We start from the raw sequence: 15,090 nt of genomic DNA, 5'->3' as shown, positions 1-15,090 counted from the left end.
CGCCGTTAATTACGGGGTATTCTATTATTTAATTAGATTACTCCCCTTATAGTTTACTTTCTATTTAACCAATTAACCTATATATCGTTATAATTACTTGGCTATTGATAACAATAAACAAATGTAATCTTGCTTATATAACTGCCAAGGAAATATAATGGAAAGTAATAATTATGATGTGAACGCTAATAACGATGAGATTTCAACCATTTCATTGTCTCGTAATGATAGAAATATTAAATATCAGGATTATAATAATCTTGGTGATACAGATATTCAACCACCCCCCCATACACTTGATACTTGGAGCAAGATAAATACAAGTGATATTACAAATGCGAATAATACTGACCTTGATGGTATGAATTACGATTATCAAATTATTATTGAATTATCAGGCGAATCAGAAATAGTTCGTGGTGATGAACGTCTGGCTAGTAAACATCCAGATAAAACAGTCATCATGCAATATGATATTAACAGTGGTGAGTTGAAAACGGTTTATGGTGATTTGGACAAAATGCAGGGTGATAATGTCCGTTGGATATTAAGTTCCCATGGAAGTAAAGAAGTTAATGGCAAAAATACACTTTTTGCTGGCTATACACCGGAACAGTTGGCGGCGGGTTTAGCAAAATTAAGAATAAAAAATACTCAATTAATTAATCCCAATAGAATTGTTCTGGCTGGCTGTAGTTTAGGTAGTGACGGGAGTGTCGATCATTACGGATTAAATGCCGCCAGGCTGTTATGGGATAATGGATTTACAGCTTCTGTTCGAGCCTATACAGAAATCATTGAAATTGATGAGACTGGAGAGCGGCATACTTTCGAAAGAGGAAATATACAAAGGAGAAAATATAAACGTCATCGTGTTGACTACAGCAAAAAAGACAACCAGCCCATAATGGTTAATGAGGTTGCAGCAGTACAACTATTAGTTAATGATATTAGTAATGAGAGAATAAGTATTGACCAAGCATTAACAACGTACGCAGATATTCTTGACCATTTTCTTCCTGGTAATAATAAAGAAACTTCATTATCATTATTAAATGAGGTTATTAATAGTGATGAGCACTATGTTGAATTTAATGATTATGTTGATAAAATGCTGGATGGTGAAGTAGAAAATACAGTTAAATTCTCTGACTATTTATTAAAAAGAGGATCTTCCGATAGAAATAGAGTAATCAATACGTGGAAAACACCTGACCCAGAAGCTATTTATGCAAATCCTTTAGCAAAACCAACCAACATGAGTTATGACTACCAAGTAATAATTGAGTTTGCTGATGATGATATCCTGATACAGGGTGATGAACAACTTGCCAGTAAACACCCAGATAGAACACTTATTATCCAGTACGACATTAAGAGTAAAGAGTCACGGATTGTTTTTGGGGACCCGAATAAATTGCAGGGCAGCCGTGTTAGGTGGATATTAAGTGGGCACGGTAATGGTGAACAGCACTTGTTGGAATATTACTCAGCTGAGGAGATATATGCGGGTGTTGATTTTCTGAAAAAGTCTAGAAATATGATAGAACCAGAAAGAGTCATATTGCTTTCTTGTGAATTGGGAGTAAATCCAGATGATGGAATAGAAAATCATTTTGCTTTAGAATATGCTGAATTAATGCAGAAAAATAAAGATAAAGCATCATTACGTGCTTACAGTCAAGAGATCGTTATTGATGATAATGGACAGCGTCTTACAACTGTACATAAATCTGAAGAATTTCACAGTAAAAATAGTGAACATCGGATTGATTACTATACTACATCTGATGGGCAGTTAACAATAAATGACATGCCAATTGTAACCTATATTCTTCTGGATATTGTTTCTGAGAGAATAAATGCAGTTGAGGCAGCTGAAAAATATAAAAAACATCTGGAATATTACTTTTCTGATAGTGACGGTGAAATAGATATTAAAATGTTGTCACAAACGGCTAATGATCCACTTAAATGGCAAAAGTTCATTGATCATATTATCAATAGCCAAGATAACATTGAACCACAGAAAGGCAATACGTGGTTCTATGATGGAGATCATCGCTCACGAAGTTTAAAGGAAAAGATAGACGTTCCAGTGACATTATTCGATTATATTTCTGAATATCCTGATAAATATAATAAACTCAGTGAAACGTCTCAACATGAATTATCTTCGTTAAAAGATACCATGGAAAATAGTGGGTTATCTCTGATGAGTAATAATAGACTGGTTAAAATAACAAATAAATTAGGACGAGCTAATCAGGCTATTGCTTTTACCCGATTATCTATATCGACCTCAGTGATGATGAATATATATAACTCACCAGAAACTACTGAACAAGAAAAAAAAGAAATTGATGAGCAATTGGCTTTAAATTGGAGTGAGTTTTCGGTTGATTTTGGCATAGATGTTATGCAGCCCTATTTTGAAAAAGGGGCTATGTTCTTTGCCAAAAAAGTACCCTTAACCAAGGGAATTAGCCAGATTGGTTCCCGTGTAGGAAGTCAAATTGCAAAATCTGCCGGGGCGATACTTAATATTGCTTCTGCCGGGTTCGATACTTATAACGTTGTTAAAATATATGGCCAGTTAGAAAAAGAAACTGATCCAGATAACGCAAGGGATCTTATTGTAAATGGGACATTCTCTGCGTTAGGTGCTGGTGTGGGTATTTTAACTGCTGCCGCCTTAGCCGTAGGCTTTGCTATAGCGGGGCCAATAGGCATTCTTGCTGGTATCGGTATCTCATTGGCCACAATGATTTATAATGCAGCCTCGACAATTGCAAAAATAAAAGAGCAAATTGATTTAACACCTTGGGAAGAAATTAATAATGGTACGCGGCTGGCTTTTGGCGCAGACCTGGAGAAGAGTGTTGCGGCTCGGTTAGATGAAAAGCAGAAGCGTCTCATGCGTGAAAGTATAGATCAATATGCACAAGAAATAGCGAATAAGAGATTAATTCCCTCAGGAGTGACAGAGTATTATTATGCTTATGATAAATATGGTGAAGTTAAAAAAATACAATATTATTATATAAACAAAGAGAAGAACGATTATCTTCTTGATATTTTAAATTTTAAAGTTGATGGCTTTTTTATGCATAAAGGGGAATTGATAAATAAAGACACTGGTCAGATAGTATCTGAGAGCTATTATAAAAAAAGCTGGATAAAGTGTAGTTACAAAGAGTATGAAGAGTACGGAGAAAATAAAGAATATATTGTTGAAACAAGGCTGGAAGATGCCTTTGATGTCAGTGAAAATACCGATATTGCCATTATCCTTGATAAGGAGGTATTTGAAAGTAAATATTCAGATGATTATGTAGAATATAATAATATTCTAGCCTTGGATAAAGCAAGATCAGAACGTATGGGACATTTATTACTTAGCTCTTCTGCTAACAAAAAAGAGCATTTTAATACTGGTGTGGGAGATGCCTATATCTTTGCTGATCGTCATACACAAAACAGCTTTGATATTACTCAAGGTAGAAAAGTGTTTTATGGCGGTGATCTGGATGATGTATTCTATCTCCATGGTAATGAATTAATAGAAACCTCCCAGCCAAGTCAACTTGATGGTCGGAAAGGAGAGGATACTATTTCTGTTTTGGGTGTTAATCATCACAATGTTATTGGATATAAAATTGATTTAATGTCCGGAACAGTTCACTATAATTTTAAGCATCCATCGATAAACAAAACTAATGCAACACGATTGCTGGCAAATATTTCTAATATTGAGCATATACACAGTTCTGAAGATACCGATGATATATTGATTGGTAATGATCAGGTCAATGTCATCAATGGGATGGGGGGCTGGGATATCTTGAAAGGTTATGGTGGAAATGACCTGCTCTCATTACAATCTGGTGAAGCTTATGGTGGTGCAGGCTTCGATAACTATAAGATTTTACAAAATAAGCAGGCTAATTCGGTTTCAGTCACCCTATTCGAACAACCGAGAAATGAAACTAGCAATGTCATATTAGATTATTCTTTACAAAACATAGACGATATTTATTTGTCTGGGAATGATGTTTACATTTTATTAAATAATGAGAACAATACAGTTACCACTTTGATGCTTAAAGATGTTTACAGTGATATTGAGAGTGGTGATAAGATAAGAAACAATGACTTCATATTTTATACCAAAGATGGATTTATTTTACAGCCTCAGTGGCAGACGACGTTAGTCAATAAGAGTAGCTATAATGATGGGGACTTTAATTCAACTTTAACTACCTATCAATTTTCAAATAAGTCATCTACTCTATCGGACGCTAATAATCATGTTCAGAATTCATTTATCTCTAAAAAAGGTGGCGTGAATACAGTTAAGATAGATAATGTTGATGTGGTATTAAAAAAATTCATTGATCCAATGTTGATCGGGCATAAATTTAGCTCAGATACATTGGAAGGGAATGTACAAGATAATATATTTCATCAGCTAGGTGCAGGTGACAATATATATGTGTCAAGTGGTGATGATGAATATATTATTGATACTATGGTGCTACCCGATAATGCTAAGCACGACACATTAACGTTATCGAATAATGGGCGGCATGATTGGACTATAGGGAATGAGCAGACCTTTTACCTTAATGATATCAGTGGGGATGATCTACAGATAACTTTAAATATATCTTATGGTGAGCAAGAAGCTATCATTAGCCACAAATACTTACCTGATGATTACTTGAAAATAAAATTACCTATGCCAGAAGATTGTAATATGGTCCTTAATGAATTTTTTGTGGTCGATAAGGATAAAAAATGCTTTATCGTTAAATATAATTTTCTTGAGGCTATTATTTCACACCAGCCTCCGTTTGAAATTCCTGGCCACAGAAATCTCACTAAAAATAATGACTATTTCACTATTCCGAAAGGTGATTATTTGACTGATTCGTTAGATGTATTTGTGGATAATGATATTGATCAGTTAATTATTGATATAGCTAACATGCAGAATCAAATAAAAAAAGATTCAGCCGTCTCTAATGATTATAGTTATCTTAGCTCATCAGGTATGCCTATGATTGTTGCTTCCCAGTAATAATTTTTGCATATCAGAGGGGCGCAATTTGCTCTTCAGGAGTAGTAAAAAACAATGGCGACTTTTGTAGGTCGCCATTGTTCGCATAAACGACTTAACTATTTTATTAATGCTAGATCTTCGGCCCTGCGCTCATCAACGCTGCCCCTGCTGGGGTATCGGTATATTTATCAAAGTTGGTGGTGAAACGTCTCGCTAAATCTTCCGCTTTCTCCTGCCATTGCGCGATATCCGCGTAAGTGTCACGTGGATCGAGAATGGCGGGATCCACACCCGGTAATGCCATTGGCACCGCCAGATCGAAGATTGGCAGGGTGAAGGTTTCTGCCTTGTCAATTTCGCCGTTCAGGATGGCATCAATGATGGCGCGGGTATCCTTGATGGAGATACGTTTGCCGGTCCCATTCCAGCCGGTGTTGACCAGATAGGCCTGTGCGCCCACTGCCTGCATACGTTTAACCAGCACTTCAGCATATTGCGTTGGATGCAGCGATAAGAAAGCTGCACCAAAACAGGCGGAGAAGGTTGGGGTCGGCTCGGTGACACCGCGCTCAGTACCGGCCAGCTTAGCGGTAAAGCCAGAGAGGAAGTGATACTGGGTTTGATTTGCGGTCAGACGTGATACTGGCGGCAATACGCCAAAGGCATCGGCAGTCAGGAAGATGACCTTAGTGGCATGGCCCGCTTTGGAAACTGGCTTAACGATGTTTTCGATGTGGTAGATCGGGTAAGAAACACGAGTGTTTTCAGTTTTGGAGCTGTCATTGAAGTCAACAGTGCCATCTGGCAGCACCACCACGTTTTCTAGCAGAGCATCGCGTCTAATGGCGTGGTAAATATCTGGCTCAGCTTCTTCGGATAACTTGATGGTTTTCGCGTAGCAGCCACCTTCAAAGTTAAAGACGCCGTCATCGTCCCAGCCGTGTTCGTCATCGCCGATCAACTTACGTTTCGGGTCGGTAGATAGCGTGGTTTTACCGGTGCCGGACAGGCCGAAGAAGATAGCGACATCGCCTTTTTCACCGACGTTGGCCGAGCAGTGCATGGAAGCAATGCCCTTCAGTGGCAGCAGGTAGTTCATCATCGAGAACATACCTTTCTTCATTTCACCGCCGTACCATGTGCCGCCAATCAGCTGCATACGTTCCGTCAGGTTAAAGGCAACAAAGTTCTCGGAGTTCAGGCCCTGCTCTTTCCAGTTCGGGTTAGTGCATTTAGCGCCATTCATGACGATAAAATCAGGCTCGAAATCGGCCAGCTCTTCGTCTGTCGGGCGGATAAACATGTTTTTGACGAAATGCGCCTGCCAGGCCACTTCAGTGACAAAGCGAACTTGCAAGCGACTGTCGGCATTAGCCCCGCAGAAGGTATCAACAACAAACAGGCGCTTGCCAGAGAGTTGCTCGGTGACCAGCCCTTTCAGGTGGCTCCAAGTCTCTTGGCTCAGCGGCTTATTATCGTTTTTACCTTTGCCCTGATCGGCCCACCACACGGTGTCCTGTGTAATAGCATCGCGGACAATATATTTATCTTTTGGCGAGCGCCCGGTAAAGATGCCGGTATCGACCGCTATTGCTCCTGTGGTGGTGAGGGTTCCGCGCTCGTATCCTTCCAGCGTGGGTTTGGTCTCTTCTTGGAACAGTAAATCATAGCTTGGGTTGTAAACAATCTCGCTGACGTTATGGATGCCATAGGCGGCGAGCTCCTGCGGGGTAATTCCTTTAACACTCATGTCATAACTCCTGGATCGTCAATTTTCTACCAGCGATTGTAAATCCTCATCCCTGATTAACAGCGATAGCGTTCAAATATTTCAACATATGACCTATTTTTCGCTAGGTTATGAGAGATAGAACACGGATTGTCGCAAGTATGAAACGGCAGAAGCGCTGGGCACGAGTCAGCACCCAGCTAAATATTACAATAATTAATGAATTTGTTCAGAAGATGCACTATTGCCGCTCTTGATTGAGGCGATATCTACCGCATCAAAAAGGTAGTGATTGCCGCAATACTCGCAGTGCATATCAATATTGCCGTCCTGCTCCAGCATCTCTTTGATGTCATCTTCCGATAACGTGACTAATGCATCCGCACAACGTTCGCGCGAGCAGGTGCAGCGGAAACTCACGTTTTGTGGCTCATAAAGCGTCACTTCCTCCTGATGGTATAAACGATACAGCACCTCATTGGCCGGCAGAGTGAATAACTCCTCGGCTTTGATGGTGGTGGTCAGTTGTGCCAGATGATCAAACTCATCTTCATTGCGCTCTTGCGCAGGCATAACTTGCAGCAGCATACCGCCCGCCGCCGCTTTACCTTCCACTTCGCCGGTACGGATAAATAGGCGAGTCGGGAGCTGTTCAGATTGCATAAAGTAACTTTCGAGGCAAGCGCCGATGGTCTCGCCTTCCAGTGCCACCACGCCCTGATAGCGCTCACCTTTTGCTGGCGTAATGGTGATCACCAGATAGCCGTTGCCGACCATCTCTTTTAGTGTGCTTTCATCACTGATTTCGCCTTTGAAACGGGCGACACCGCGCATCTCTTGCTGGTTATTCCCGTTAATTACCGCCAGTGTCAGGGGGCCATCGGTACTCTGCAATTGCACGGTGATATCACCATCAAATTTCAGGGTGGCGGTCAGCAAGCTGGTCGCGACCAACATTTCACCCAGCAGTTTTTTTACCGCAGGAGGGTAATCGTGATTGGCTAATACCTGCTGGTAGGTTTCATTGACTGAAACCAGCTCACCGCGCACAGCATGGTTAGTAAACAGATAGCGGTGTAATTGGTCATGATTAGACATAGGGTTCTCTCATTTAGGCCGCCGTTTGGGTTTACTCAGGCTCGCCTTGTTTAAATTTGATTAGGTCGCGACGCTCTTTTTTATCCGGTCGCCTATCTGGGTGTGGCATGGTCAGGGCATTCAGTTTGCGCGCTTGCGCTACTTTCTCGCGGTTGACGATACTGGCCTCGGTCTCTTCATACATGGCCTGCGCTTCGCTAGCACCACGGCGCTGACCTTGTAACGCCAACACCCGTACCGTGCGCTCGTCATTGCCCTGACGCAGACGAATTTCAGCATTGAGTTCAACCAGCTTGCTGGGTTTCCCGCGCTGGCCGTTGTAATGGACTTTACCGCCATCCACCATGTCACGAGCGATGGCTCTGGTTTTATAAAACCGGGCCGCCCATAGCCACTTATCCAGTCGAATCGATTCGTCCGCGGCTCTCTTATCCTTCATGAATACTCCTGCCATTGGGCTGATTGACTCTTTGCGTCACTATTGCCCATCACGCCACACTATTCACATCGTAACTTTAATGCGGGCAATAGCTTACGGTAGTCATTGATTGCCGGGTGGCGGTGAAAAATTTTGTCAGCACAGCTGGAGTCTGGGTTCTCTATCCCCAAACAGTAGCGAATACCAAAAGTGTGCGCGGCATCCAAAATGGCTTCACTGTCATCGACAAAGAGGGTTCTGGCCGGAACCAACCCGGTATGCTGCGCGACAGCTTGCCACAGCCGTTGATCTTCTTTCGGATATCCAAATGTATGGGTGGAAAGTAATAAATCAAGGTGCTGATCCAGCGCGGTATGCTCAATTTTTACCGCGAGGCTGTGTGGATGGGCATTGGTGAGCAAAATTGTTTGCAAACCGCGCTCCCGCAAACTGGATAAAAACGGCTCGGTATCCTGACGCAGCCGGACGCGGCTACCCGCCTCAGTGGTCATGGCGTAAATATCTAAATCCAGCCGTTCACTCCAGTAATCGAAGCAATACCAATTTAAGGTGTGCTGCACCGCCAGATATTCATCGTGAATAATTTTGTGCGCTGACGCCAGCGGAATTCCTCGGTGTTGGCTGAGTCTCTCCGGCACCTGCTTTAGCCAGAAATGGCTATCGAACTCCAAATCCAGTAGGGTGCCATCCATGTCGAGCAGCACAGTATCAATTTCTTGCCAATTAAGTTCAGGGGGCATAAAGACTCCACGATCACCACAGTGGTGATAAATTATACGCGTAATAGACGAAAAAGGGCTAACGCAGGAGAGCGGTTGGAGTGAGGGTTTGGTTAAAGCAGTTATCATAATAGCGCTGAATATTATCCATGCGGCTGCGGTTTTGCAGTATTCGCTGAATGAGTAAAGTGGTATTCACCACTAAGCAGATAATCAGTGCCAGCAGCAGCAGACAGGTGCCCAGATAGCGGCTGAGTGTCATAATGTCCGGCTCGCTGTGCAGCGCAATATGGCGGGTGCCATTGGCGTCGACAGTGATATTGGTAATGATGCCTTCGGCCTTAAACGGGGTATTGAGCAGTAACCCAGAGAGCCGCTGCAACTCCCGCCACTGTTCCAGCGCGCTGTAATCAAATAGTGGCACGGCGGGTGCTGGGTGATTCACTAACTGCTTACCTTCATCGCTGGTGATCAGGAAGCCGCCCGGCGGTGGGCTGTTTAATGCTTCAGTCGCCAGATGTGTTTCACGGTAAACAAAGGATGAGGTGGCGGTCTTAACCAGATTTTCTAGAGTATCAGCACTGACGGGGCGTAACAGCACATTCATGCCTTTTAAGGTGCCAGATTGCGCACGTTTGACCAGCCCCGGCCAATTCTTGGCATTGCCTAAATTCACCAAAGCATTCTTTAGACGAATACAATCACTATCAGCACCACATAATGCCTGCGTTTTTAATACGATATCCGCAAAATCATTCAGCAAAATCATGCCAGATTTCTCAATCGCGGTTGCTAACTGCGGGTTGACGTTGGCATCACTGCCCTGTGGATGCAACTGCTGATTGACAGTCGCCATCAGTGACGCGGCTTTTTCAATCGTGTCAGATTCAGGGAGCGGCAGGGGGGCGGCGCTATTCCAATAGATGCCGGAACAATCAAACGGCGTAAACACAAAACTGTGCGGATTTTGCGTATTCGGCGGGACATAACACATCCCTGTCCCCTGCGCTTTCAACATATCGCCGATGCGCAGTGGCATTTTTTCTAAGGCTTCGATACTGGTTACCTGCTGGCTTTGCGCACCTTGCAACCAGGCAACACTCAATTTCAGTGGCAAGCTGAGGGGGACGTAGATCAGTAACAGGGTCATCACCAGTAGGGAGCCGGCAATCAGCGTCAGGTTCTTCCCCCAGCGCTGCAATGGGAAGTGTTTCATCTCATCGTGCAGGGATAAAAAACGCCCCTGGCGGATAACCTGACGATTGAGGTAGATATCAATATTGGTTTTTTTACCCAGATCATGGGCAAAATATGGCCCCCAATGGGCCGGATAGATCAGATCGACAACCCCGAGGGAGATGTTACTCATCTGCCCCTGATTCGATTCACCAAACAGCCCCCAGCGCTTTGGCGTGCCACTCAAACAATGGACTTCACGTAAATCTTTTTCAGACAGCGGGCGGAACATATTCCAGCATGCCCAGCCAGTTAATGTCGCGGCGACAATGACTAGCCAAGGAAGAGTTACCGCGGGGCCTATCAGAGCGAAAAACAGCAGGAGCAGCGCCAGACAAATGGCCACGGCTTCTTTTAAATCATTCGCGCTATGTAGAGCATACTCTTCTGCTGTTTCCTTACGGATATTCAGCAGCTCAATGTGTTCACTGTCTGCTTTGCGAATCGAGGCATTTTGCGCGCTGGACGGCGATATAGGCTGATAGCTGATCTCCGGCTGATGATTTTTCAGCGTGTGACCATTGAGGGAGATCACCAAAGGAATGCTCTGGGTTTGGATAAGTTCTACGTCATTATCCTGAGTGATGTATTGCTCCCACGACGAGGGCAGATGGACTTCAATCGAATCAAGGTAATAGCGCCATTTATTGGGTTCGTCACTCGCCACGCCATAGCGGGTAATGGCGCGGGTAACCGAATAGACCTTTTCGCTTTGGGGCGTTAGAACGAGTTTTTCTGGCGACAGATCACGGTTGATTAGGGTGTTGGGATCAAAGGCTGACAGGTTTTTGAGACCAGAATTTTCGTGCTGGCCAAGCAGATAATTCTCAATGTTAACCCGCTCTTCCGGCGTCAGTAGGCGATGAGTGGGTTTCACGAATGGCAGTGTTGCAGCTATACGCGGGCTATGGCGGAATTTAAACCACCACAGCAAGCCTACTGCGATCAGACTGGTCAACAGTAAGGCCAATATTAAAACTATTGTGCTCATCCCATCCCCATCCGAGCGCCTCTGACTTACGTCAACTCTATGAAAGAATGCATATTATGCGTAAATACAGTGCAGAGGCGTATAGCAGAGTCATTCAGTGAATTAGCATGACATTCGCTATCATTCATCAAAATAACTAATACAGTGCTCTTAAACTGCTCGTAGACTGATAAGGATAGCAAGGTTAAAACATCGGTAATATCAGCATAATCCTATTTTCAAACACAATTTTTAACGTGCATTGAGTGGGGATTGGGTGAGATTCCACCGATTGAATCTTGACTAAACTCGCCTTCATGTTAAAAACAGATAAATTATATCTAACTGACATTGCGATAAAGGTTCTCACTAACGCACAATGTGATCAAGTTCTAATAAATTCCAGTACAAAGTATCAGGTTAATCGCGGTGGGCAGCAAATGGCTGATTAAATCACCATAATAAGACCCAGATTATCCCAGTGTGAGTCCGATCGGCAGTGAGTTTTAAATTTGGGGCTATCATGAAACACCTGCAAAAACCTAAAATTCTTAAAATAGAAACGGTTGCCCGCTCCCGCTTGTTTACTGTCGAAGCGGTGGATTTGGCATTCAGCAATGGCGTGCAACGTGTTTATGAACGTATGCGCCCATCCAATCGTGAAGCCGTGATGATTGTGCCGATTATCGGCGATGACTTGTTGCTGATTCGCGAGTATGCAGTCGGTATTGAAGAGTATGAGTTGGGCTTTCCTAAGGGGCTGATTGATCCTGGGGAGGGGGTGCTGGAGGCCGCGAATCGCGAGCTAATGGAGGAGGTGGGCTTTGGTGCTGAGCGTTTTGATTATCTCACTAAGCTGACGATGGCACCTTCCTATTTCTCTAGCAAAATGAATATTGTGGTCGCCCATAACCTCTACCCGCAAAGTTTGGAGGGTGATGAGCCGGAACCTTTGCCACAAGTACGTTGGCCGATTGCCAATATGATGGCGCTGCTCGACGAACCTGATTTCTGTGAGGCCCGTAATGTCAGCGCACTGTTTTTAGCGCAAGCATTCCTTAATCGCGCCGACACGGCTTAATCAGTGACACCCGAATAATTTGTTGCTGCATATAAAAAGCCGGGATTATCTTGCGATCTCCCGGCTTTTTTATTTGTGACGATCAGGACTCTTTCGTCAGAACAACTCGTGGGTCTGACCATTATCCATCAGTGTCGTCCCCGCCTCATGTACCGAATACTCAGTAGGTTGAGTGCCTTCGATAAAGAACTCTGGGCGGCTACCTGGCCCGCCAGTAGAGAGCTTACCGGTTTGCTTATCAATCACTACGCTGACGATACCCGGCGGTGGTGTGACAGGTTTTTCCGGCAAGCCCTCTAGAGCCGCCTTCATAAAGTCATTCCATGCTGGCTGAGCTGTCTTCGCCCCACCTTCAGCCCCGGCTATCTGGTCTGGTATTGCACCTGATGCCGAGCTGCGACCTAAATCGCGGCGATGGTCATCGAAGCCAATCCAGACTGATGTTACGGTATCCGGGCCATAGCCAGAGAACCAGGCATCTTTCGAGTTATTGGTAGTACCGGTTTTACCGCCAATATCTTTGCGTTTCAAATCACGCCCAGCCCGCCAGCCCGTCCCCATCCAGCCAGGTTCCCCGAAGATGTTGGAGTTCAGTGCATCACGGATCAGGAACGCCAGCGGGGTACTTATTACATGTGGTGCATATTGCTCATCGCTATTGAGTTTCGCCTGCGCAGGGGTGACTTGTTCCAGCTCCGGCATTGGCACATTGCTGGCGCTGTTGGTTTGTGATGTCGCGACATTTTCGATGTTATCGTCCGACAGCACCACCGAGCGTTGAGTGTCGCCATAAATGACCGGTAAGTTACACTCTTGGCAGACAATTTTGGGTTTTGTCTCAAACAGCACATTACCGACATCATCGGTGATTTTGGTGATGAAATAGGGGTCAACCAAATAACCGCCATTTGCCAGCACCGCGTAACCACGGACTAACTGCAATGGCGTGAACGAAGCTGAACCCAATGCCAGTGACTCCGAATGCACAATATTTTGTGCCGGGAAGCCAAAACGTTGTAGATATTCAGCGGCATAATCCACACCCATTGCGCGCATTGCCCGCACCATCACCACGTTTTTTGACTGACCTAAACCTTGGCGCAAACGAATCGGGCCATCGTAAGTGGGTGGTGAGTTTTTTGGCCGCCAGTCAGTTCCGGCACCGGCATCCCAACGGGTAATGGGCAAGTCGTTGAGGATGGTTGCCAGTGTCAGCCCTTTATCCATCGCGGCGGTATACAGGAACGGCTTAATATTCGAACCCACCTGACGCAGCGCTTGGGTAGCACGGTTGAATTTACTTTGGTTAAAGTCAAAACCCCCCACCAATGCTTTAATCGCACCATTATTCGGGTCGATAGAAACCAGGGCTGAATTGACGTCCGGCACCTGCGCCAGCCACCAGTTATCCTCGACTTTTCTGACCCAAATCTGCTGACCCGGTTGCACCACATCTGTGACTTTTTTCGGTGTCGGCCCCTGAGCGTTATCCGACTTAAATGCACGCGCCCAACGCATACCGGACATTGGCAAGGTCACGTTAGTGCCATCCGCCAGCAGGGCCGTGGCTTGTTCCGCATTGGTTTGTGTCACGACCGCCGGCAGCAGCGGGCCATAGACCGGCAACGTTTTCAGCGAATCAATAATCTGCTCACGACTCCACGCACTTTCACCCACCTTCCACAACACATTGGACGGGCCGCGGTAGCCATGACGCATGTCATAAGCCAGCACATTGGCGCGTAACGAGTCAACCGCCGCCAACTGGAGCTTTCTGGTGATGGTGGTATAGACCTGATAACCGTCGGTATACGCATTCTCACCGTAACGTTTAATCATCTCCTGGCGCACCATTTCAGACAGATAAGGTGCTGAGAAGGCAATTTGTGGAGCATGATAGTTGGCGACCAGATCTTCACTGCGCGCCTGATCGTACTGTGCTTGGGTGATGTACTTCTCATCCAGCATACGCGACAGCACGACGTTTCGGCGTGCAACCGCTCTATCGTGTGAATAGAGTGGGTTGAAGGTTGACGGCGCTTTTGGCAAACCGGCAATCATCGCCATCTGGCTGAGAGTCAACTCGTTGACTTCTTTACCGAAATAGACCTGTGCTGCCGCCCCGACACCATAGGCACGGTAGCCGAGATAAATCTTGTTCAGATACAGCTCAAGAATTTCATCCTTGCTCAATAACTGTTCAATACGAATAGCCAGAAATGCTTCCTTGATTTTACGCATCAAGGTCCGCTCTGGGCTTAAGAAAAAGTTTCGCGCCAATTGTTGGGTAATGGTACTTGCCCCTTGTGAGGCGCGCCCAGAAACCATGGCAACTGAGGCAGCACGTAGGATACCCACCGGGTCCACACCGTGATGCTCATAGAATCGGCTATCTTCCGTTGCAATAAACGCGTGCACCATTTCTGGTGGGATCTGTTTTAGTGTCAACGGGATACGGCGTTTTTCACCGTATTGGGCGATCAATTCGCCTTCGGCGCTATACACCAACATTGGTGTTTGCAGCCGGACATCTTTCAGTGTGGCAACATCGGGTAGCTGAGGCTCAATATATTTGTAGAGACCAAATATCGAAGCTGCTCCCAGTAAAATGCAACACACTGTAAGGATCAAAAAATACTTTACGAACTTCACCTGAGATTTCCCATTCAATGTCAATTGGGCAGTTTATAAACAACCGCGCCGTAGTATAAAGGCAAGCCCTTAACATGGATACGTTCTTTTATTCTCTCTCG

8 protein-coding genes are annotated in these 15,090 nt (G+C 44.9%); 2 read left to right on the top strand and 6 right to left on the bottom strand.

Annotation, left to right across the window (positions count from 1 at the left end):
• The first annotated feature begins 157 nt into the window (after window positions 1–157).
• Window positions 158–5,083, top strand: a complete 4,926-nt coding sequence (locus HRK25_RS05350) for a C80 family cysteine peptidase (protein WP_005271667.1) — start codon at window positions 158–160, stop codon at window positions 5,081–5,083.
• A gap of 112 nt (window positions 5,084–5,195) precedes the next feature.
• Here the strand turns inward: HRK25_RS05350 and pckA are convergent, their stop codons facing one another.
• The 5 genes from pckA to HRK25_RS05325 all read right to left on the bottom strand — a co-directional run bounded on the left by pckA (window position 5,196) and on the right by HRK25_RS05325 (window position 11,277).
• The gene (pckA, locus tag HRK25_RS05345) at window positions 5,196–6,815 is read right to left on the bottom strand and encodes a phosphoenolpyruvate carboxykinase (ATP) (protein WP_005271669.1); all 1,620 of its coding nucleotides are present in this window, start codon (window positions 6,813–6,815) and stop codon (window positions 5,196–5,198) included.
• Window positions 6,816–7,010: 195 nt separating this feature from the next.
• Entirely contained in the window at window positions 7,011–7,892 is an 882-nt protein-coding gene (gene hslO, locus HRK25_RS05340; RefSeq protein ID WP_005271672.1) for an Hsp33 family molecular chaperone HslO, read from the bottom strand.
• A 31-nt stretch (window positions 7,893–7,923) separates the two neighbouring features.
• Window positions 7,924–8,331, bottom strand: a complete 408-nt coding sequence (hslR, locus tag HRK25_RS05335) for a ribosome-associated heat shock protein Hsp15 (RefSeq protein WP_032896752.1) — start codon at window positions 8,329–8,331, stop codon at window positions 7,924–7,926.
• Window positions 8,332–8,390: 59 nt separating this feature from the next.
• Entirely contained in the window at window positions 8,391–9,071 is a 681-nt protein-coding gene (gene yrfG, locus HRK25_RS05330; protein ID WP_005271677.1) for a GMP/IMP nucleotidase, read from the bottom strand.
• 58 nt (window positions 9,072–9,129) lie between these two features.
• The gene (locus tag HRK25_RS05325; RefSeq protein ID WP_005271680.1) at window positions 9,130–11,277 is read right to left on the bottom strand and encodes an intracellular growth attenuator family protein; all 2,148 of its coding nucleotides are present in this window, start codon (window positions 11,275–11,277) and stop codon (window positions 9,130–9,132) included.
• A gap of 502 nt (window positions 11,278–11,779) precedes the next feature.
• On the opposite strand from HRK25_RS05325, the gene nudE reads away from it, so the two are divergent.
• On the top strand, window positions 11,780–12,337 hold the full coding sequence (gene nudE / locus HRK25_RS05320; RefSeq protein WP_005271683.1) for an ADP compounds hydrolase NudE: 558 nt from the start codon (window positions 11,780–11,782) through the stop codon (window positions 12,335–12,337).
• A 96-nt stretch (window positions 12,338–12,433) separates the two neighbouring features.
• Here the strand turns inward: nudE and mrcA are convergent, their stop codons facing one another.
• A complete protein-coding gene (mrcA, locus tag HRK25_RS05315; RefSeq protein WP_032896755.1) occupies window positions 12,434–14,989 on the bottom strand; it encodes a peptidoglycan glycosyltransferase/peptidoglycan DD-transpeptidase MrcA in 2,556 nt (851 codons plus the stop codon).
• Window positions 14,990–15,090: the final 101 nt, after the last annotated feature.

Source organism: Yersinia bercovieri ATCC 43970 (assembly GCF_013282745.1).
GTDB classification, from domain to species: domain Bacteria; phylum Pseudomonadota; class Gammaproteobacteria; order Enterobacterales; family Enterobacteriaceae; genus Yersinia; species Yersinia bercovieri.
Note: the sequence above shows the minus strand (reverse complement) of the source record. Positions and strands in the feature narration are given on the sequence as shown.

Bases quoted from the DNA above. Each gene is read 5' to 3' on its own strand.
- pckA (WP_005271669.1), bottom strand. From the start codon at position 6,815: ATGAGTGTTAAAGGAATTACCCCGCAGGAGCTCGCCGCCTATGGCATC.
- yrfG (WP_005271677.1), bottom strand. From the start codon at position 9,071: ATGCCCCCTGAACTTAATTGGCAAGAAATTGATACTGTGCTGCTCGAC.
- nudE (WP_005271683.1), top strand. From the start codon at position 11,780: ATGAAACACCTGCAAAAACCTAAAATTCTTAAAATAGAAACGGTTGCC.
- hslO (WP_005271672.1), bottom strand. From the start codon at position 7,892: ATGTCTAATCATGACCAATTACACCGCTATCTGTTTACTAACCATGCT.
- HRK25_RS05350 (WP_005271667.1), top strand. From the start codon at position 158: ATGGAAAGTAATAATTATGATGTGAACGCTAATAACGATGAGATTTCA.
- HRK25_RS05325 (WP_005271680.1), bottom strand. From the start codon at position 11,277: ATGAGCACAATAGTTTTAATATTGGCCTTACTGTTGACCAGTCTGATC.
- hslR (WP_032896752.1), bottom strand. From the start codon at position 8,331: ATGAAGGATAAGAGAGCCGCGGACGAATCGATTCGACTGGATAAGTGG.